Raw genomic sequence first — 19,694 nt, 5'->3', positions numbered from 1 at the left:
CAGTCAACGTGGCTGGATTCTACCAAAATGCATGAGGAGTGTCAGCTGGCTTTACGCGGGCCTGGAATGGCACTCTCTTGCAGAGGCAGGAAATCTCGCCAGCAGTCGATATCATGGTTTTTTAAGCCGTTGATGGCATCCTGCAGGGCTGAAAGATGCTCAGCATAGTCAATATCTACGCCAGCGCCCGTGCCGAAAAATAACGGCGCGCAGAAGAAGTGCCAGTGTTTTTTGGACGGCTTTCTGGAGAGTGCGGCAAGCGCGTTTTCCATGGTGTTTATGGATTCTGGGGCGGCCTCAAGATAGTCGGAAAATGACCCGTTAAGAAGCCTCGCTGCACAGTCAGAAATGCGTGTGATTTCCGCTGAATATCCTCGACCCGCCCTTGCGCTTTGCCTTAATAAATCAGTGCACTCAAGAATATTGTTAATCAGAAGACGGTGTTTTTTGTCAAGTTGGACCGGCCCAAAAGGTGGCTCAAAGCCCGGGTCTGCTTCGATATCAAAATCGCTGACCATGGCTTTTATGTCGCTGTGAGAAAAACTGTCTGAAGGAGGGGCTTCTTTTTGTATAGAAGAAGCAGGCATTGAAGGGGGCTCGCGCAGTTGAACGAGGAGTGCCAGCATCGCTTCAAGTTGAGTTTCTACCAGACGTAAAGAGGGGCGCGCCTCTGGATTTCTTTGCAGCATGTCGGTAAAGAGGCTTTTAAGCTTATCTGCAAGTACCCTGGGAATATCGATGAGGCCTGAAAAAAGAGTATCCAGCACTTTAAGATCCGTATTGTCAAAGCCATTTTCAAGTTGAGACGGTCTAAAAAAAAGATTGCTGCAGCGCCAGAGCATGAGCAGTGTTCGTCCGGTTGAAAAAACATCGACAGCCGGTGTCTGGGTGGACTGACCATCCAGTATTTCTGGTGCCGCATAACACGGTGTGCCGGGGCACAGCCTGTCAAAGGTATCGATATCGCGTCCGTAGGCGTAATCCACGAGATTAACATGAATGCCATCGCTGAAGTCAACGAGGATGTTCTCAGGCTTGATATCACGGTGGATAATCCCACACTCAACAGTCTGTAAGCGAATCGTACGTACTATTTCAATGGTCAGCAGCAGACGGATTACCAGGGGAAGCATTGAACCCTTCTGCTCGTCTGTAAGGATATCAAAGAGAGTCTTCCCAGGCATTCGATGCATGAAAATCAGACTTTTAGAAGGAATAAACCCGCTTTCGGCGAGGCTCAAAAGTACTGGTTCGTGCAATAATTTCAATGCCCTCTCGTCAAGGGGCTTTTTGAAAACCAGATTTTCTGGAAGGCGATATTTTTGTACGTATTTCCCGGAGTCGGTGATAAAGGTGCAGTAAAGGCGGCCATCACTGTCGTTTTGAATAAAAATTTGGCCAGACCCCTGATAGTCGATTTTCGGCCGTTTAAGCACTAGTCGGTAGTGAGTGAGGTCTTCTTCGTCTACCAGCATGGTGGGATAGCGTGTGTGCAGGTGTCCTGAACGGCTCGCATAACGGTGCTCCGAAACGGCGAACTCCCAGGAGAATTTGTCAGTGTGCTGCTGAATTTTGACAAGGCGTACTCGCCCGTTAGTGCCTGCAGGTTTAACGCGGGTGTCTGTCAGCGTGGCTTTTGACAGATAAATTTTTCCAGTCGTTCCCGGAGTACAGTAAGGCGTATTTTTTAACCATTCAAAACGCAGGCCCGTGCGGCCATCGCGGCGGCGGCGTGCTGATACGTCATGTGTCAGCGTGTACTGTGTACCGTCATCAAACGTAAAGACATGGCCCTGCAGCCAGTAAAACGTACCGGCATCGACTTCTTTTTTTAACTGTTTAAACAGTTTTTTCGCGCTTGCAGCGTCAAGGTGTTTAATCGACACAATTTGCTCCATTCATCCATGAACAGGCACAGAATTCCAGTATAGGGACAGTACTGAAAAAATCACAAGCGTATAGAGTACCTGAGAAGACTCCGTTTTTCCTCTTGCGTGGTTTTAGGGTACAATAGTTCATTTTAATGTCAGGTGGGGACGGGCATGTCGAGACTGGCAGGTGTTGCAGGCGTGTTAAGGCGACACCGGCGGATGCTTGCAGGCGTACTGACGCTTGTGGCAATTCTACTGGTGGCGCGCGGATGGTATGTCTTCACTCGTAAAAGTCCAGAAGACACCGCACGCCATGTGCGGGTTGTACCGGTTGTGCGCGAAACCCTCACTCGGCGCATCACGCTTCCAGGTACCGTGCGCGCCAGCCGTTCCACGGTGTTGCTTGCCAAATCCCGTGGCATTCTTGACTGGGTAGCAAGCCCTGGCCTTCATGTGCGGCGCAATGATGTGATTGCCCGCATCGAAAACCCTGAGATTGAGCGGGCGCTGGTGCTCTTGCGCGAATCCGTCGGTATTGCCAAAGCCCAGTATGAACGGGTGGCGCCTCTTGAAAAAACCGGTATTGAAAGTAAAAGCGCGATTGAAGATCGCAAAAGCGCATGGCTGGAAGCTGAGAGGCGCCTCGCCGACGCCACGCGTGCGGTGGATGATTTAAACATTCGTGCCCCCTTTGATGGCGTTGTAGGCATTTTTAAACGCCGCGAAGGTTCGCAGGTGCTTGACGGCGAGGCGCTGGTAACCGTCTATGACCCGCAAAGCCTGCTCGTGGAATTTGATTTGCCGCTCAATATTGCACTCACACTGCCTGAGAATGCGCCGGTTCAGGTCGAGGGGGCAAGTTATCGCCTGACGCATGTTCAAAAAATGCTCGATGAAGATACTCACATGTGCCCGGCGTATGTGAATGTAGATTGCAAAACCTGTCTGGTCGGCGCAACGGTGCTGGTGAATCTCACGGTAGAGGCGCGAAAAAACGCACTCGCCATTCCGAGAGGAGCAGTATTTTTACAGGATGGCCGCGAGACCGTGTACCTTGTGCGCGAGGGGCGGGTTGTGGCGCAGCCGGTCAAGACTGGACTGCTCGCACACCGGCGTGCCGAGGTGTTATCCGGGCTTCGCGAGGGTGACAGAGTGATTCCGCTGGTAACATCAAGCCTGTATCCAGGGCTTTCCGTGGTGGCTGAGGCATGAAAATCACCGACTGGTTTTTGCGCCACCCGGTAGCGGCGCTCGTTTTGAATGCGCTTCTTATCCTGACAGGATTTCTCAGTCTGCAAAAACTTGGGCTTCGTGAATACCCCGAAGTCAGCTTTCCGCAGATTAGCGTGCGTACGCAATATCCCAATGCCTCGCCGGAACTTGTGGAAAGCGCGCTTACCAATGTGCTTGAAGACGGGCTTGCCGGTGCCAATGGCCTTGATACCATTACGTCGCGATCGCGCGAGGGCATGAGCCTGATAACGCTTGATTTTCGCGCAGATACCCCGATGGAGTCGGCTTTAACCGCGGTGCGTGAGGCGGTGGGCAATGTGCGTGCGCGATTGCCGCTTGAAGTGCGTGAGCCGGCCATTGAGCGTCAGAGCGCGCAGGAAGGGCTGCCGTTTATGGTGGTAACGGTAACAAACCCTGGTATGACGCCAGGACCGCTTACGCATTATGCGAACCTGAATCTTAAGAACGCGCTGCGCAGTATTCAGGGGGTCGGCAGTGTGGACGTCTGGGGACAACCCTACACCTGGAAGGTCGAGCTTGATGCGCGTCAGATGCACGCTTTTGGTGTGAATACCGATGAAGTCTGGCAGGCACTTAAAAACGCTGATGAAGCGCTGCCAGCCGGAAAATTTAGAAACGGTGTGCCGATTGTACTCAATGGCGGGCCGCAGTCGGCGTCCGAATACAGACGTCTTGTGATTAAGCCCCGTGAACGCGATGCATCAGGGCGCCTGCATCCGCCGGTGCACCTTGCCGATATTGCGAGCGTCTCGCTGGCAACCGATGACAGCGGCTTTCGTGTGCGCGTCAACGGGAAGCCCGGTATCTGCCTTGCGGTTGAACACACGAATGATGCCAATCCGCTGGCAGTTTCCGAGGGCGTGAAAAAGCTTGTGGAAGAGCTTCGTCATACGCTGCCTGATGGCATGCAGCTGAAGGTGATTGTTGACGAAGCCGATTATGTGCGCCAGTCGCTTGCAAACATTTATTCATCAATTCTGGAAGCTGTTCTTATTGTCATGGTGATAGTGTTTGGATTTTTAAGAAATTTTCGCGCAACACTGGTACCGCTTGTGACTATCCCCATATCGCTTCTCGGGGGCGTCATCTTCTTAAAGCTCTTTGGGTATTCTCTGAATCTTCTCACTCTGATGGCAATGGTGCTGGCTGTCGGGCTTGTGGTGGATGATGCGATTGTGGTGCTTGAGAACATCCAGCGTCAGCGCGAGGCCGGTAAAAGTGCGTTCGAGGCAAGCCTTGAGGGTGCCAGGGAAACTGGATTTGCCATTATTGCGATGACGCTGACGCTTGCGAGCGTCTATGCGCCGCTCGCCTTCATGAGCGGGCTTGTCGGGCAGTTTTTTGCAGAATTTGCGGTGGCACTTGCCGGAAGCGTGCTGATTTCAGGGGTGGTCGCGCTGACCCTCTCGCCACTTATGTGCTCGAAAGTACTGAAGGCACATGTGAGCGATACGCAAGGTATCATGGCGCGTCTTGCGGTACGCTACTCAGACTGCCTCGCAAGGCTTCTTGAGCGCCCGCGCGCCATTCTCTCTGTACTTGGGGCGTCTCTCCTTGCGTCTTTGCTTTTTGTCAGTATCCTGCCGAACGAAACGGCACCTTCCCAGGACCGTGGCCTGATTGGCATTTACATGCCCCCGGCTCCCGGTGGCGACCTCAATGCCATGGAAGCCCAGTCGCAGCAAGTGGAGGCGCTGGTAGCCGGGCTTCCCGAAGCGAATGATCGTCTGGTGTTCATGGCGGAGTGGGGTGGCAATGTGGTGCTGCCCTTAAAGCCACTGGCAGCGCGCCAGCGCCGGGCCAGTGATATTGTGGATGCGCTGCGGCCTCAAACCGCGAAACTTGCCTCAATTGACGCGTGGCCCTGGGCCTGGGATACGGCACTGCCGGGAGTGGAGTCAGGAAGTCCTGGAGACGCGCTTTCTGTTGCCGTTTCAACCACCGGCAATTACCGCGCGCTCTACGATACCATGAATACGCTCAGAGCTACGCTTTCGGATAACCCGCGCTTTGACGGCGTTCGGCATAACCTGAAGCTCGACACGCCTGGTTATCGGGTTGATATCGACCGGGAGGCGCTTTCAACGTTGAACCTCAATGCCCGCCAGATTGCCAAAACGGTCGAGGTCTTTTTAAGTGCCGACAAAACCATTCCTTTTTCCCGAGATGGTATTCCCTACGCCATGACTCTCACAGGCAAGCGCATGCCCTGGGGACTTGAAGAAATGGTGGTCACAAATCCGCAGGGCAAGCGCATTTCGCTCGGAGCTGTGGCAAGCCTTACTCCGTCCAGCGGACCCGAAGCGCTTTATCACCACAACCAGATGCGTGCAGCGGTGTTGAGTGCCGGGCTTGGTGCAAAGGCGAAACCGGAAAAGGCCATGGCGGACATGGAAGCGGCACTTGCAAAACCGCTCGAAGAGGGGTTTCGCTATACCTGGATGGGGGCGGCGCGTGCGCTGCAGGATTCGCGTTCCACACTCATCACGCTGTTTGCGCTGGCGCTGGTGTTTATTTATGCAATTCTCGCCGTGCAGTTTGAAAATTTTCTCGACCCCTTCATCATTCTGGTCACGGTTCCGCTGGCGGCCGCCGGTGCACTGGCGCTTGTCTGGATATGTGGACAGTCCCTTAATATCTATACGCAGGTGGGGCTGGTGACGCTGGTGGGGCTAATCACCAAGCACGGGATTTTGATTGTCTCTTTTGTTAACCAGCTGATTGCCGAGGGTGAGCCGCTCTCGCGAGCGGTAGTGGAGGCGTCAGCGAGGCGTTTGCGCCCGGTTATCATGACTTCTGGCGCCATGTTCTTCGGCGCGCTCCCGCTCGCTTTTTCTCACGGCGCAGGCTTTGAAGCACGCCGCGCACTTGGCATCGTACTCGCAGGCGGCCTGGGTTTTGGTACCCTCTTCACGCTCTTCGTGCTGCCACCGGTGTGTTTTATGATGAAGTCTCGCCGGAATAAAATTTTATAAATTATTGTATTTAAAAAATTTTTTTGTAGGCTGGGTTGAGCGTAGCGAAGCCCGGCATCGGGTATCCCCAAAGGCTGGATGTTTTTTTCGTGCATCTTGTCCCGCGCTTATCAGCGCAGGCTACTACTCTCGAATAACACATTGTATTCAATAAGTTTTTCCGTGGCTGGGTTGATTGCCGCGAAGCCCGGCATCGGGTGCAATCTGATGTATCCATCCCTGGACTTATAAGCCCATGCTATGGCGTTACGGCATTATTGAAATGCCGGTTGTGCCGAATGGCCTCGATTATCGTTCAATGGTAAAACAGCCCCTGGAGCATGGATACTTCCGTAATGAGTGCCTCTACTACTGTCTAACAGACTGTCGCCAGACGAAGATGCCTCCTGACTTTCAGGAAGCGTTATGGCGGAGATGATGAGTCTTTGGCTTTCTGCAGGCGGCACCACGAGCTTGTCGCCATAAGGCCACTCTTTATGCAGGCAGTAATAGACAACGGAATAACCAAGGCCAAAAAGTGTTGCCAGGTTTTTGAAAAAAGGTTTCCAGCTTAAGGTGTGTTCTCTGACGCTTCCTGCAACTAATGCATTAAAGCGCTCATCGATGGCGCGCGCGGCGCGTTTTAGAAAATTATACTGCTCTTGAGGTGTAAGTGAGAATCCTTTTGAGCGAAACCGAGGCGCTGTTTCACTAATATCGTCTATCGTCTTTAAATGCGTAAACTGCCGAACCACCTCGGTAAATGTTTCCTTAACATCATCATGCAGCCCGGTATCTTGTATCATTCGTCGAGCCACCTGAAAAAGCATCTGTGCGCGACCCGATAGAAAATCTTCCATTTTATTTTCTTCCGGGTCGGCCAAAGAGGTTTGCAGACTCTTATCTGTCATACTCTGATAGAGAGAAGCTCCCCGCATTCTCGCGGCATTTTCTTCCATTGCGATATTGAGCTGCTCCTGCTGCGCTTTATACGCATCCTTCACGTTTTCATGCTCAAAAAACTGACTTAAGCTGCTAAATGATGCTGACATGACCACACTCCGCTGTAAATATTCCACACAGTGTAAGTGATTTGCAACATGTGCTCAAGATGTAATCTTTTACCGCGATGTACTGATACAGAAAACCGAGCCTTAAGGCGAATTTCTCCCTTGATTCTTATGAAAAGCATTCAGTATAGTAATCCCTCTTAAACGGAAAACAGGGAACGCAGGGAATGATGAAAAAGATTCAATTGACAGCACTTGGTCTTAGCCTCTCCATGGGATGCTTTGCCGGTGAGATGGGGATTGTGCCCGAGGTAAGCGGCTTATATGCTGAAGCCATGCTTGATTATAACGGCTATCACTTCAACAGAGCCTATACAGCGTCTTTCTTTGGGCCGGAGGAAATCAGGGCGCCGAGCGCACTCATTCGCAACCGGTTTGGATACGGTCTTGGTGTTGGATACCGTTTTAACGATTACATTCGAACTGCCTTTACCTTTCAGGCACGCCCGAGCGTGCGCTACCAGGTGGTTGATGACGGGCCGGAACAGGCAAATGGCGACTTCGACAGTTATGCCTATCTGATGAATGCCTATTTGTCGCACCCCTCACTGTCAATGGAGAATTTTACCCCCTATATCATGGGCGGGCTTGGGGTGGCGCAGAATAAAACGTCCAATATTTTCTGGCCGCTTGCCGTGCAGACGGAGTTTTCCGACAGAACCACGCAATTTGCCTGGCAGGCGGGGATTGGTGGGCTTTATGCCGTTAATCCGCACTGGATGGTCGATATCAACTACCATTTTGTTTCTCTTGGCGAGGTGAAAAACTCAGGCCAATACGATGCCGTAGGCGCTAATGGCGTGCCGGCAAATGGCGCGCCCACGCGTTTTAACCGGATTTACAGCAATCAGGTTGAGCTTGGGGTTATCTATCGATTTGGCGTGACGGTATAACAGGGAGTGCAACTGTGGACCCGGCGTACTGATTCAGTCTGCCGGGTCTCGTTTAGGCAGGTTCAGGCTTCACTCGCCTGTGCAAGAGCCTCTTCCGGCATGGTGACATTCAGCTCTAACACCGCGTTATCGCCCGTGCGCTCAAGGTGAACGCTGACTTTATCACGGCTGACATGCACGTATTTTGCAATCACCGCGAGAATTTCTTCCTGCAGCTTCGGCAGGTAATCGGGTGTGTGACGCTGGCTGCGTTCATGAGAGATAATAATTTGCAACCGCTCTTTGGCAACTGAAGCGGTGGCGCTTCTTCGGCGCAGGTAGCTGAGCAGGCTCATACGGTGGCTTCCTCTTTGTTCTTGCCAAACAGGCGGCGCAATAATCCCTTACGCTCCATTTGCGTATAGCGCATGGGGCGGGTTTCACCAAGAAAACGGGCAATCGCATCCTGGTAGGCACTGCCGGCATCACTCGCTTCATCCAGCACAACCGGCGTACCGGTATTCGATGCTTTCAAAACGGCTTTAGACTCAGGAATGACACCCATCAAAGGAATCGCAAGAATTTCCTGCACGTCTTCTACAGACAGCATTTCGCCTTTTTCAACGCGCGCCGGGTCATAGCGGGTCAGCAGCAGATGCTCTTTAATGGGTTCGCCGCCCGCGATTGCGCGGCGGGTTTTACTGGAAAGAATGCCAAGAATACGGTCAGAATCGCGAACGGAGGACACTTCAGGGTTCGTCACCACAATGGCATGATCGGCAAAATGCATGGCCATCAACGCTCCGGTTTCAATACCGGCCGGTGAATCACAGACGATGTAATCGAAGTCTTTGGCAAGCTCATTCAAAACACGCTCCACGCCCTCGACTTTCAGCGCATCCTTATCACGTGTCTGAGACGCAGGCAGAATGCAAAGTCCAGCAACACGCTTGTCTTTGATAAGCGCCTGATTGAGATTGGCCTCACCGTTGATAACATTGACAAAATCATACACCACCCGACGTTCACAGCCCATGACAATGTCAAGGTTGCGAAGACCTACGTCAAAATCAATGGCCACGGTTTTGAAGCCGCGCATCGCAAGTCCTGATGCAATCGCCGCAGACGTAGTGGTTTTTCCTACACCGCCTTTTCCGGAGGTGACAACGATGATAGTAGCCAATGCAAAGCCCTTCCCGTTTTGAACAGTTATTGAATAAAAGTGCAACCAGTGTACACGCATAAAACGGAAAAGTTCAAGCAGACTTCCCTGCTATCAATGTAAAATTTACACAGCGATGGGATGTTTGTACAAAATTTATCAAATCGTTAAAACCTGATTGGTTATTGCTCAAATATTTGTCAAAATCCGAAAATGGCGTATAATACCCGGTTATTTTATCCGAGGAGTCCGGTATGCCCCTTTCTGTTTCTCAGCAGGCACTGACATTTGACGATGTATTACTGCTTCCTGCCTATTCAACCGTTCTGCCAAGGGATGTTTCTCTGCGTACGCGCCTGACCCGTAACATCGAACTTTCCATGCCGCTAGTGTCTGCCGCGATGGATACGGTTACCGAAGCACGTCTTGCGATTGCGATGGCGCAGGAAGGCGGGATTGGTATTCTGCATAAGAACATGAGCATCAGCGCGCAGGCCGAAGAAGTGCGCAAGGTTAAGCGCTTTGAGAGCGGAATGGTCAAAGACCCGGTAACGGTTGCTCCCGATATTACCGTTCAGGCGCTGCTCGATATCATGACCCGACACCAGTTTTCCGGCGTGCCGGTAGTCGAAGGTGATTATCTGGTCGGGATTGTCACGAGCCGCGATATCCGCTTTGAAACGAACCTCTCACTCCCGGTTTCTGCCGTCATGACTCCAAGGGAGCGTCTCGTGACCGTACGTGAAGGTGCGGGACGCGAAGAAATCCGAAGCCTCCTGCACAAAAACCGCATTGAAAAACTGCTGGTGGTTAATGAGGCTTTCCACCTGCGCGGCCTTATCACCGTCAAAGACATTCAGAAGGCCAAGGAAAACCCGTATGCCTGTAAAGACAGTTCCGAGCAGCTGCGCGTGGGTGCCGCAGTCGGAGTTGGCGAGGGAACGGATGAGCGTGTGGCAGCCCTTATCGAGGCCGGGGTGGACGTGCTGGTTGTCGATACTGCCCATGGACACTCTCAGGGGGTGTTAAACCGCGTACAGTGGATTAAACAGCATTTTCCTAATGTGGAAGTGATAGGCGGGAATATCGCAACTGCCGCGGCAGCGCGTGATCTTGTCAAAGCCGGTGCGGATGCCGTAAAAGTTGGCATTGGTCCGGGCTCCATTTGTACGACGCGTATCGTCACCGGCGTTGGCGTGCCTCAGATGAGTGCGATTGCCAATGTTGCCGAAGGTTTAAAAGGCCTTGATATTCCGTTAATTGCCGATGGCGGTATTCGTTTTTCCGGTGATGTGTGCAAAGCCCTCGCGGCCGGCGCACATACGGTGATGCTCGGAGGCATGTTTGCCGGTACCGAAGAATCGCCCGGGGAAATTGAGCTGTATCAGGGACGCACCTACAAGGGCTACCGCGGCATGGGCTCAATCGGTGCGATGTCTCAGGCACAGGGCTCGAGCGACCGGTATTTTCAGGATGCGAGTCAGGGCGCTGAAAAACTGGTACCGGAGGGCATTGAAGGGCGTGTTCCTTATAAAGGTCCGGTACAGACCATTATCCACCAGATGCTCGGTGGCCTGCGCTCCTGCATGGGCTATACCGGGTGTGAAACCATCGCGGCACTGCATGAGCGTGCCGAATTTGTGCAGGTAACCAACGCCGGGATGCGCGAGTCACACGTACATGATGTCAGTATTACCAAGCAGGCCCCCAACTATCAGGTAGACGTCAAAAGTGAATAAACCCCAGTCCATTGCCATTCTTGATTTTGGCTCACAGTATACGCAGCTGATTGCGCGCCGTCTGCGCGAGCTGGGCGTCTATTGTGAAATTTTTCCGTGGCACGCCACTGAAGCGCGTGTGCACGAACTCAAGGCCTGTGGCATCATCCTCTCCGGGGGACCGGCAACGGTTACCGAGGCGGATAATCCACGAGCACCGGCATGGGTATTTGAAGCGGGTCTGCCACTGCTTGGCATATGCTACGGCATGCAGACCATGGCCGTTGAACTCGGCGGAGCCGTTGCTTCAAGTCACGTGCGTGAATTTGGTTATGCATCGGTTCGTCTGCACGGGCACACGCCGTTGTTGCAGGACCTTGAAGACAAGGTGAGCCCTGAGGGACACAGCCTTCTTGATGTCTGGATGAGCCACGGTGATAAGGTTACCGAACTGCCGCCTGGCTTTACGGTTATCTGCGAAACACCCAATGCGCCCATAGCCGGCATGGCCAGCGTTGAAAAAAACTGGTACGGCCTGCAGTTTCATCCGGAGGTTACGCACACGCACCAGGGCCTTCGCATTCTTGAACGTTTTGTGGTGGATATCTGTGGGGCCGATACCAGCTGGACACCTGGCAATATTATCGAGGAAGCGATTGCTTCGGTGCGCGCGACAGTCGGCGATGAGCAGGTGCTCCTTGGTCTGTCGGGTGGTGTGGATTCATCCGTGGTGGCAGCACTCCTGCATCGCGCCATAGGCGACAATCTGGTCTGCGTGTTTGTAGATACGGGCCTTTTACGCCAGAACGAAGCCGATCAGGTCCTTACCATGTTCGAGCGCCACATGGGTGTGCGTGTGGTGGCGGTCGATGCGTCTGAACGTTTTCTAAGCGCCCTTGCCGGCGTAACCTGCCCGGAAGAAAAGCGCAAAATCATTGGTCGCACGTTTATCGAGGTCTTTGATGAAGAAGCGCAGCGCCTTGAAGGGATTGCGTGGCTGGCTCAGGGTACCATTTATCCTGATGTGATTGAATCGGCTGCCACCAGTGCCGATGGGGCATCGGTTGTCATTAAGTCGCACCATAATGTCGGTGGACTGCCGGATACACTGAACCTGAAACTGCTGGAGCCAATTCGCACACTCTTTAAAGATGAAGTACGGCGCATTGGTCTTGAGCTTGGACTGCCGCGCGACATGGTGTTTCGCCACCCGTTCCCGGGCCCCGGTCTTGGAGTGCGGGTACCTGGTGAAGTCAAGCCTGAATACCTTGGTATTCTGCGTGCCGCTGATGCGATTTTTATCGAAGAGCTGCGCCGTCATGGCCTTTATGACCGTGTGAGCCAGGCGTTTGCGGTATTTTTGCCGGTGAAAAGCGTGGGCGTAATGGGCGATGGCCGTCGTCACGATTATGTTGTGGGGCTTCGTGCGGTTGAAACTGTTGATTTCATGACCGCGCACTGGGCGCATTTGCCATGGGATTTCCTCGGGCTTGTTTCAAACCGCATCATCAACGAAGTGGCGGGCGTGTCTCGCGTAGTGTATGACATCTCCGGAAAACCGCCGGCAACCATTGAGTGGGAATGAACGACCGCCACTGGATGCGGCAGGCCTTAAGGCTTGCCGCAGATGCCGCTCTGCTTGATGAGGTGCCCGTTGGCGCCGTGCTTGTCAGTGCAAAGGGCGAGCTTTTGGGAGCGGCGCACAACCGTGTGCGTACGGACTGTGACCCCTCGGCGCATGCGGAAGTCCTTTGTATTCGGGAAGCGGCAGGCTCTCTTGGTAATTACCGCCTTGAAGGCTGCACGCTGTACGTGACACTGGAGCCATGCCCGATGTGCGCCGGACTTTTAGTGCATGCGCGTATTCACCGCCTGGTATTTGCCGCCCGTGATTTTAAAACCGGTGCTGCGGGTTCAGTGTGTAATCTTCTGTGCGGTGCACCCTTGAATCATGCGATTCAGATTGATGAGGGCATTTTTCAGACGGAAGCCGCCACCCTGCTTGAAGATTTTTTTCGTGCCTGTCGCGCGCGAGAGGCGGTTTTTATGCCGTCCGCGGTAACTGTAGATGCGAAATAGCGTACGCGGTCTTTGAGCGCTTCCAGTTGCACCCGCGCGTTTATCCAGTTCAATTTCACCTGTGTGGTCAGCTGCTCCCGCTGGTTCACGAGAAAAAGGGTACTGTCGCCGTTCTCAAATTTTTGACTCTCCCCCTGCTGTACCTTCAGCGCATACTCGAATTCCCGTTTCAGTAAATCTACCTGCTGGCGCAGGCGATGAATGCCGATGAATAAATTGGACAGCTCATTTTTCAGGCGATCGTGTAAAAATCGGTTTTCAATGGTGACCTGCTGCAGTTCGCTCTCGGCACGTATCAGCTTGCCCTTGGCTTCGCGCTGCAGGAGCGGAAACTTAAACCAGAATCCAACCATGGCCGCCTGAGGAAGTAAGAGCGGATAACCGCCGCTGCCGTACTGCTTGAAGGCATACGCCTCGGCATTTAACTGCGGCAGCAGTTCGTTATGCGCCTGATCGCGCCTGATGCGCACAATTTTCGCCTGCTTTTGCAGGGTTTTCATGGCGGGATGCTCTCTGAGCGATACCGGCGGCAAGGTCACCGTCTGCGGGTAAACATCCCGTGGCAGCCGGTGTTCATCGGGAATGAGCGCATGCCCGCGGCGGTCGCGATAATACAGCGAGAGATTCACCGAGGCTTGTTCAAACATCATCCTTCCCTGATTAAGCAGCTGCTCGCGCTGCATAATCTGCTGCAGGTTTTCTGTTATGGCAAGACGGGCAAGGTCGCCCTGGAGCGCTTGTTTTTCAATGGCTTTCTGCCGGGTTTTTGCAAGCTCCAGAAGCTCTTTGAAGGTTCGCAGCTGCAATCCGGCTTCCACCCACTGCCAGTAGGCATTGATAGATTCATGATAGATGCGGATTTTGATGGCATCCGCCTCAAAATGCTTCATGCCGATGGACTCTGAAGACGCAAGAAGGTCGCCGCGTTCCCTGTCGATGCGACGGTCGCGAAGCAGCGGCAGTGAAAGTCCGGCACGGTATTCGCCACCTGAGTTCGTCAGATAGTTCTGGTAGTAAATCGGCCAGTCACCCTGACCGTTACGGTAGCCGGCAAAAAGCTTGACCCCGTTGTAGAGGGTCGGAACATTGAGCTGGGTATCGCCATAATTATTGATATAGCCGCCAAGGGGTTGTGAGCGGGTATTGGCATCGAGAGAGGGGTCAAACTTTCCCGAGGCGCGGACATATCCGCCGGTGGCTTTGGCAATTTCGAGTTGCGCCACCTTAATTTGCGGATAACTGCGCTCCACACTTTCAAGCACGTCCTTAAGCCTCAGAACCGGCGTGGTGGCGGCACATGCAAGGACTGTAAAACATTCGAGTGCAGCCAGTAATAAAAAGCGTCTGTTCATGATTCAACTTTTTGTGGAACCGTTTCCGGCGGAAACCCGTTGAACTGTCGCCAGAGTTCATACCAGAGCGGGACCCGTCCGAGCTGCACCCATCCATGCACCCGCACACCCTGGCGCAAAAATTCAGGGGACGGCCATTCCTCGTCTGGGACAATGACTGCTCGAAAAAATCCGGCGCCGTTATCAGTCGGGTCTATAAACGAGACCCGCCCGCCAAAAGTACCAACGGCGATTTGCGGCCAGCCTCTGAATTGAACGGCAGGCCAGCCTTCAAATTGCAGACGGGCCTTCTGATTTAAGCGCACAAAGGGGATGTCATTGCCGTCAATCCATAGCTCAACAGCGCGTGAGCGGGTATCCGGGATAATCTGCACCAGTACATCGCCATCCTTCACCACGACACTTTCCTGTCCGGTCAGGCGCTTAAAAATAATACCGGCCACATGTGCCTTGATAATCTGCGTCTGCTGCCTTGCAATGCGGACATCGACATTCACCATGTCAATGCGCGCCTGGGCCAGTTCGTTCTGGTATTTCGCGTATTCGATTTTCGCGAGTTCATACTGCCGTTTGGAGTTAATCCCCTGCTCATAAAGGTTTTTTTGACGATCAAGGTTTGCCTTGCCGGCGAGAAGCGCTTCATTTGCGGCATTGATGCGCATCACAATCGCCTGTTTTTCAAGTGCAAGGCGTTTTAGCAGTTCGGGGTCATTGTCGGTAATATCGACGAGAGGGTCGCCTGGTTTAACCTTCATCCCCTCATCCACATACCACTTCTTTATCCGTCCGGTAACAGGGGAGTTAACCGTGTGCAGCCTTTCTGTCGGTGAAAAAGCAATTACCTTCCCCTGACCGAGTGCAAACTGCTGCCAGGGCGTGAACGCGAGAAAGAGCGTCAGGAGCAGCGTGCAGACAAAAATAATTTTTCCAATCCTTGCGGGCTTTGGCAGTTTTGAAATCATGGTATGGGCATACATTTTCATGACAGCGCCAACCGGTTGGGGAAATGTTCGCCATACTGGCTTTGGATGAGTGCCAGCACAATGGTTTTTTCCGATGTTTCAAAGGGCTTTAGGCAATGGGCGATGAAAGACGCAGGAAATCCATCAAACATGCTGTCAATAATCAGAATTTGAGGTTCTAAAAGCCGTGCGCGAATCATCATGAGCTGGATGCATTCTTCTTCGGTAAAGACCGTCTGCCAGTCATAAATAAGGGTATGCATCCCCTCAGGCAATGCCAGAATGCGTGGAAACAGCCCAAAATACTCCAGAAGTTCTGTAAGAAATTCCTTGGAAATGTTGGTAGTATTTAACAGCAGATTATCATGCAGATTACCGGCAAACCACTCAGGCCTTCGGAGTAACAGCGCATGGTGTCTGAGGCTTGAGAGATGCAGGAAATCGCAGCGGTTACCATTAATCAGGACGTCCGCTACAGGGGTATCATTAAAGCCTGAAATAAAATCGCTGAAACTGCGCGCGATATCCGGTTTGTCGCAGACGAGAAACAGGGGCTTTTGTACGCGTGCGATCCCTTCATTCCCGGTTTGCGCACGGATAGTCAGCTGCTTCACCGGTAAAAAGAGGTTACTAAAGTCGGTTCGGACTTCCTGTGCCGGCATTTCGGTGACAGCTTCAATTTTTTGCAGTGAGGCTCTTAAATCATAATAATTTTCAAGCAGCACGCCAAAACGCTTGAAGGCATAAATGAACGTGCCAAGAACGATTTCAGCGGCGACCAGCTGACCAAGGCTAAGCTGGTTTTCAATTACGAGATAACCGCCAAGGCCAAGCAGAATACTGCTTATGAGGGCTGATAGCAGGTAAAAGCCCACCTGGTGTTTAACGAGCTGGCGAAAATGAAGGTTGCGTGCTTTTAAAAAAGCCACAAGATGCCGGTCAGTTTTTTTCAGCGCAAAGCGCGAAAAATGACTGAAGCGAAAGAGAAATCGGTTAATGAGAATTTCTTCGAGCCATGCGCCGACATGGTGTTTTTCCGAACATTCCATTTTCGCGCTCTCCATGGCTTTTTTGTAGGGCAACCAGACAATAAAGCCAATGCCTGCAAGAATCAATGCATCAAATAGCAGGAAAAGTGGATGATAGATAACCAAAAGCAGAAGGCCAAAAAAGATTTGCAGGCTTAAGCTTATGCCATATAAAAGAAGGCTGGCGAGCGATTTTTTAATGGTAACCACTTCAAAATAGCGGTTGACGAGTTCAGGTCCATGGTGGGTGGAGAAGGTATCGAGGGAAATATGGGTGAACTGGCGGGTCAGATTCAGACTGATGTTGACCATCAGTTTTTGCTGAATCACTTCAACAATAAAAATCTGCCAGATGTTAAGGGCGCCCAGTGCCAGCATCAGAACCAGCATCATGATACTGAGCGTAATCACAGGCTGGAGCAGGCCTCCAAAGGCTATCAGGTTGATAAGTGTCTGGGCTGCAATTGGGACGCCAAGCGTCAGCAGGCTTGCGAGCACGCTTATCATCACAATCGAGGCAATCGTTGCCCGGTCAAGTACGTCCCTTATTGCATTCATGTCTGTTTACCGTTGACTCCGTTTGTTTAAAATACGCTGCCAGGCAGGTCATGCGTTTTAAGCATGCCCTGTTGCTTCAGTTTTTTCAAAATAAAATACTCAAGCGATTGAACAGCAGGATTTTTTTCCGATTTTTTGAGTAATGCAATATGAACATCGTTTAAGCCCGGCAGAAAATCTGTCTCGAGCCTGTCAAGAAATGCCGGAACCATGCTGCGCTGGATGGCGGTAATACCAAGACCTGCACGTGCCGCCGCCATTTTACCGGCATAACTCGCACTGCTGAAGGCAAGACGCCAGCGCAGATGATGCTCATCAAGCGCACCGATTACGTTTTCGCGATAGACACAGGGTGCGGGCGAGAGGATAAGCGGAATCGGGGTGTCGGCGTTTAGGCTCGATAACAGCTCACCTTTGCCCACCCAGTCAACCGGCTCACTGGCAACGGTGGTGCCCTCTGAAAAGGTATCAGGATGGGTGTTTTTGATAAGAATGAGGTCAAAGTCGCCCTGATGGAAGCGCTCAAGCAGGTTCAGGGTTAACTCACACTCTACATTAAGCACCACGCGCGGGTGCAATCGTGAAAATTCAACCAGCACCTCTGAGAGCATCATGGTCGCAAAATCTTCGGGCAGGCCAAAGCGCAGTTCGCCCCGTAGTTCGGGTTCCTTAAAGCGGTCAATGGACTCCCGGTGCAGCTCGTAAATTTTCTTCGCATACCCAAGGAAAATTTCTCCCTCGGTCGTCAGGCTTAACTCCCGCCCACGTTGAATAAGCGGGGTTTCCAGAAGGTTTTCAAGTTTTGCGATTTGCTGACTGATAGCCGATTGCGTTCTGCCCACCCGATGGGCCGCTTTGGTGAAACTGCGTGTTTCCGCAACCGTTAGAAAGCATTGCAGTGTAATCGTATCGAGTGACATGAATGCCTCAATCAGAATTTCTGATGTTTTTTCAGTCTAACAAAAATAAAACTGATATTAAACCATTACCCCAAAAGTTCGCTGACCGGCCGTCCCGCTTTTTGCGCGCGGTCAAGCAATCCGGCCCATTCTGCCGTCCTGGGAGGCAGTTCAACCAGGATAAAAGACGCTTTTGTGCGGTCTGCCAGCCGAAGCTGGCGATAGAATTCGCGGGATGCCTGCTCGGGATTGGGTGCGAAAACGTATAAAAAACGCGTTGCAGTGCGAGGCGTTGAAAACCCGAGTAAGGCGCAGTGTTCCCTTGAAGGCAGGCGCTCGAAAATGGTGTTGAGGGTATGGTGCGCGGTAAAATACAGGGGTTTTTGCGGCTGGTAGTGCTGTTTCAGGCTGCCTGAGACCCTCGGGGTTTGTTGTGTTGTGGCAGGGGATACTCCGGGGATGGAGGAAAGGGTAATTATACCCGGCCTTAAGATTTCGGCATTTTCTGCGCCCATCGCGTTTACAATGGTCGATTCAATGCCAACTGAACAGTTGCCACCTTCGAAAACATAAAAAGATGCGTCTGGAAAGTCATCAAGCACATGTTGGGCTTCAGTGGGACTCGTGTGCCCGAAGCGGTTTGCAGAAGGGGCGGCAACCGGGGCGCCAAGGCGGCGAATAATTTCGCGTGCACTGGCGTGACCGGGGCAGCGGATGGCGATGCTTTCCTGCCCTGCTGTTACCAGCGGAGAGAGTGCAGTGTCGCGTTTTAACCGGAATACGAGTGTCAGAGGGCCTGGCCAGTGAGTATCCATGAGTGTCTCGGCATAATCAGGGACATGCTCTACCCATTGATACACATCGTCTTTGTGCGCTACATGAAGAATGAGGGGATGATGAAGCGGGCGGGATTTGATGGTAAACACCTCCCTAACGGCGTTGGTATTGGTCGCATCGGCGGCAAGGCCATATACGGTTTCGGTCGGCAGGCCAAGGATGTGGCCATTTTTCAGCTCACATACTGCTGTCTCGATGTCATCAATAATTCGCTTCATGATTAAAACTTCTTTGGTTAGGGGTTACAGATAAAACAATAAGCGGGGTCAGCGTGCAAAAGGCCATCGACGCGCGGAACGTCCTTAGTATACTCACAGCGTACACATGCCCAGACTTCATGCCGGTATAAAGCGCTTTCGCCTTCACACACCCGGCAAGAAAGATGACCGCCGGTGGCTTTAAATCCGAAGCCCGCAGTAAGGCATGCCGGACATTTAGTCGCAATGCGCCGCACGAGTTTTTGTGCAAGCGTTTCGAGCACCTTCATGCGCGTGGGATTCATCATGGCGCGCATGTCGGTGGTGAGAAAGATACGGTCGGTTTCTTGTAAGCCCCTCTCCAGCGCCTGCAACAATGAAGCCCTGTCGCGGATGCCTTTTTCAATCACGCGCCCCTTTTCTGCTGTTTGCACAATGAGCGCATGTTCGGGGAATCCCACTTTTTGCAAAAAATCCTCGGGACAGTGTGGACTGTCCAGCGTAATCTGGTTGAAATTGGTGGTTTCTGTCAGCAGCTGTTCAGCAATGATGAGCTGATTTTTTCTGTCAAGAAATACCATGATTTCGTGGTCGCCGGCGAGAAAGGGGATGGTGGGGTGCGGGCCAAAGCTGCCTTCGCTCGCAACAGCAAGTTCAAACCCGTAGTGCTCGGCTGCCGTTTGAGCCTTTAATACGCAGGTTTCATAGGGGCTTTGCGAGCGTTCGACTTCGCCGCTAAACGTGCCAAAGCGGTCGGTGTTAAAGTCCCTGACAACAAGGGTAGAGGCGAGCGCATCTTGAAACGCGCCAGAGAACGCGCGCTCTTTTTCGTGCATGCTTGCGAGCAGTATGGCTTTATGGGTGTAATCCATCGCGCACTC

At 52.5% G+C, this 19,694-nt stretch carries 16 protein-coding genes; 6 read left to right on the top strand and 10 right to left on the bottom strand.

Going from position 1 to position 19,694, the window contains the following annotated elements; all coding sequences use genetic code 11:
* Positions 1-41 precede the first annotated feature (41 nt).
* A complete protein-coding gene (locus E4T54_RS03110; protein ID WP_162150896.1) occupies positions 42-1,886 on the bottom strand; it encodes a protein kinase domain-containing protein in 1,845 nt (614 codons plus the stop codon).
* A gap of 156 nt (positions 1,887-2,042) precedes the next feature.
* Between E4T54_RS03110 and E4T54_RS03105 the strand changes: the two genes are divergently transcribed.
* Both E4T54_RS03105 and E4T54_RS03100 read left to right on the top strand, forming a co-directional pair.
* Positions 2,043-3,083, top strand: coding sequence for an efflux RND transporter periplasmic adaptor subunit (locus E4T54_RS03105; RefSeq protein WP_081776788.1), 1,041 nt, complete (start codon positions 2,043-2,045; stop codon positions 3,081-3,083).
* Positions 3,080-6,100 carry an efflux RND transporter permease subunit gene (locus tag E4T54_RS03100; protein WP_028386930.1) on the top strand — a complete coding sequence of 1,007 codons (3,021 nt, stop codon included), beginning with the start codon at positions 3,080-3,082 and terminating at the stop codon, positions 6,098-6,100. The genes E4T54_RS03105 and E4T54_RS03100 overlap by 4 nt, the downstream gene beginning before the upstream one ends.
* Before the next feature lie 254 nt (positions 6,101-6,354).
* Here E4T54_RS03100 and E4T54_RS03095 read toward each other — a convergent pair whose 3' ends face one another.
* Positions 6,355-7,131: a hypothetical protein gene (locus E4T54_RS03095; protein ID WP_028386931.1), complete on the bottom strand. Its 777-nt coding sequence runs from the start codon at positions 7,129-7,131 to the stop codon at positions 6,355-6,357.
* A 185-nt stretch (positions 7,132-7,316) separates the two neighbouring features.
* On the opposite strand from E4T54_RS03095, the gene E4T54_RS03090 reads away from it, so the two are divergent.
* On the top strand, positions 7,317-8,042 hold the full coding sequence (locus tag E4T54_RS03090; protein WP_028386932.1) for an outer membrane protein: 726 nt from the start codon (positions 7,317-7,319) through the stop codon (positions 8,040-8,042).
* 62 nt (positions 8,043-8,104) lie between these two features.
* On the opposite strand, the gene minE is transcribed toward E4T54_RS03090, so the two are convergent.
* Complete coding sequence (gene minE / locus E4T54_RS03085; protein WP_028386933.1) at positions 8,105-8,377, bottom strand: cell division topological specificity factor MinE; 273 nt, start codon at positions 8,375-8,377, stop codon at positions 8,105-8,107.
* Entirely contained in the window at positions 8,374-9,204 is an 831-nt protein-coding gene (gene minD / locus E4T54_RS03080; RefSeq protein WP_028386934.1) for a septum site-determining protein MinD, read from the bottom strand. Before minD ends, minE begins: the two co-directional genes overlap by 4 nt.
* Positions 9,205-9,437: 233 nt before the next feature.
* Here minD and guaB point away from each other — a divergent pair, with 233 nt between their 5' ends.
* Genes guaB through tadA form a run of 3 tightly spaced genes read left to right on the top strand, consistent with a single transcriptional unit; the run spans position 9,438 to position 12,980 of the window.
* Positions 9,438-10,922, top strand: a complete 1,485-nt coding sequence (gene guaB, locus E4T54_RS03075) for an IMP dehydrogenase (RefSeq protein WP_028386935.1) — start codon at positions 9,438-9,440, stop codon at positions 10,920-10,922.
* The gene (gene guaA, locus E4T54_RS03070; protein WP_028386936.1) at positions 10,915-12,486 is read left to right on the top strand and encodes a glutamine-hydrolyzing GMP synthase; all 1,572 of its coding nucleotides are present in this window, start codon (positions 10,915-10,917) and stop codon (positions 12,484-12,486) included. The genes guaB and guaA overlap by 8 nt, the downstream gene beginning before the upstream one ends.
* Positions 12,483-12,980, top strand: a complete 498-nt coding sequence (tadA, locus tag E4T54_RS03065) for a tRNA adenosine(34) deaminase TadA (RefSeq protein ID WP_051550984.1) — start codon at positions 12,483-12,485, stop codon at positions 12,978-12,980. Before guaA ends, tadA begins: the two co-directional genes overlap by 4 nt.
* Here tadA and E4T54_RS03060 read toward each other — a convergent pair.
* The 6 genes from E4T54_RS03060 to E4T54_RS03035 form a co-directional block, all read right to left on the bottom strand.
* Positions 12,881-14,332: a TolC family protein gene (locus E4T54_RS03060; RefSeq protein ID WP_065230360.1), complete on the bottom strand. Its 1,452-nt coding sequence runs from the start codon at positions 14,330-14,332 to the stop codon at positions 12,881-12,883. The genes tadA and E4T54_RS03060 overlap by 100 nt on opposite strands.
* The gene (locus tag E4T54_RS03055; protein WP_028386937.1) at positions 14,329-15,315 is read right to left on the bottom strand and encodes an HlyD family secretion protein; all 987 of its coding nucleotides are present in this window, start codon (positions 15,313-15,315) and stop codon (positions 14,329-14,331) included. Before E4T54_RS03055 ends, E4T54_RS03060 begins: the two co-directional genes overlap by 4 nt.
* Entirely contained in the window at positions 15,312-16,880 is a 1,569-nt protein-coding gene (locus E4T54_RS03050) for an ABC transporter transmembrane domain-containing protein (RefSeq protein ID WP_028386938.1), read from the bottom strand. Before E4T54_RS03050 ends, E4T54_RS03055 begins: the two co-directional genes overlap by 4 nt.
* Positions 16,881-16,906: 26 nt before the next feature.
* On the bottom strand, positions 16,907-17,800 hold the full coding sequence (locus E4T54_RS03045) for a LysR substrate-binding domain-containing protein (protein ID WP_051550985.1): 894 nt from the start codon (positions 17,798-17,800) through the stop codon (positions 16,907-16,909).
* Between the two features lie 65 nt (positions 17,801-17,865).
* A complete protein-coding gene (locus tag E4T54_RS03040; protein WP_028386939.1) occupies positions 17,866-18,834 on the bottom strand; it encodes an L-threonylcarbamoyladenylate synthase in 969 nt (322 codons plus the stop codon).
* 17 nt (positions 18,835-18,851) lie between these two features.
* Positions 18,852-19,685: a DUF6671 family protein gene (locus tag E4T54_RS03035; RefSeq protein WP_028386940.1), complete on the bottom strand. Its 834-nt coding sequence runs from the start codon at positions 19,683-19,685 to the stop codon at positions 18,852-18,854.
* Positions 19,686-19,694: the final 9 nt, after the last annotated feature.

The organism is Legionella geestiana, assembly GCF_004571195.1.
Classification (GTDB): Bacteria; Pseudomonadota; Gammaproteobacteria; order Legionellales; family Legionellaceae; genus Legionella_B; species Legionella_B geestiana.
Note: the sequence above shows the minus strand (reverse complement) of the source record. Positions and strands in the feature narration are given on the sequence as shown.

Bases quoted from the DNA above. Each gene is read 5' to 3' on its own strand.
- E4T54_RS03105 (WP_081776788.1), top strand. From the start codon at position 2,043: ATGTCGAGACTGGCAGGTGTTGCAGGCGTGTTAAGGCGACACCGGCGG.
- E4T54_RS03100 (WP_028386930.1), top strand. From the start codon at position 3,080: ATGAAAATCACCGACTGGTTTTTGCGCCACCCGGTAGCGGCGCTCGTT.
- E4T54_RS03095 (WP_028386931.1), bottom strand. From the start codon at position 7,131: ATGTCAGCATCATTTAGCAGCTTAAGTCAGTTTTTTGAGCATGAAAAC.
- E4T54_RS03090 (WP_028386932.1), top strand. From the start codon at position 7,317: ATGATGAAAAAGATTCAATTGACAGCACTTGGTCTTAGCCTCTCCATG.
- minE (WP_028386933.1), bottom strand. From the start codon at position 8,377: ATGAGCCTGCTCAGCTACCTGCGCCGAAGAAGCGCCACCGCTTCAGTT.
- guaB (WP_028386935.1), top strand. From the start codon at position 9,438: ATGCCCCTTTCTGTTTCTCAGCAGGCACTGACATTTGACGATGTATTA.
- tadA (WP_051550984.1), top strand. From the start codon at position 12,483: ATGAACGACCGCCACTGGATGCGGCAGGCCTTAAGGCTTGCCGCAGAT.
- E4T54_RS03060 (WP_065230360.1), bottom strand. From the start codon at position 14,332: ATGAACAGACGCTTTTTATTACTGGCTGCACTCGAATGTTTTACAGTC.
- E4T54_RS03055 (WP_028386937.1), bottom strand. From the start codon at position 15,315: ATGAAAATGTATGCCCATACCATGATTTCAAAACTGCCAAAGCCCGCA.
- E4T54_RS03050 (WP_028386938.1), bottom strand. From the start codon at position 16,880: ATGAATGCAATAAGGGACGTACTTGACCGGGCAACGATTGCCTCGATT.
- E4T54_RS03045 (WP_051550985.1), bottom strand. From the start codon at position 17,800: ATGTCACTCGATACGATTACACTGCAATGCTTTCTAACGGTTGCGGAA.
- E4T54_RS03040 (WP_028386939.1), bottom strand. From the start codon at position 18,834: ATGAAGCGAATTATTGATGACATCGAGACAGCAGTATGTGAGCTGAAA.
- E4T54_RS03035 (WP_028386940.1), bottom strand. From the start codon at position 19,685: ATGGATTACACCCATAAAGCCATACTGCTCGCAAGCATGCACGAAAAA.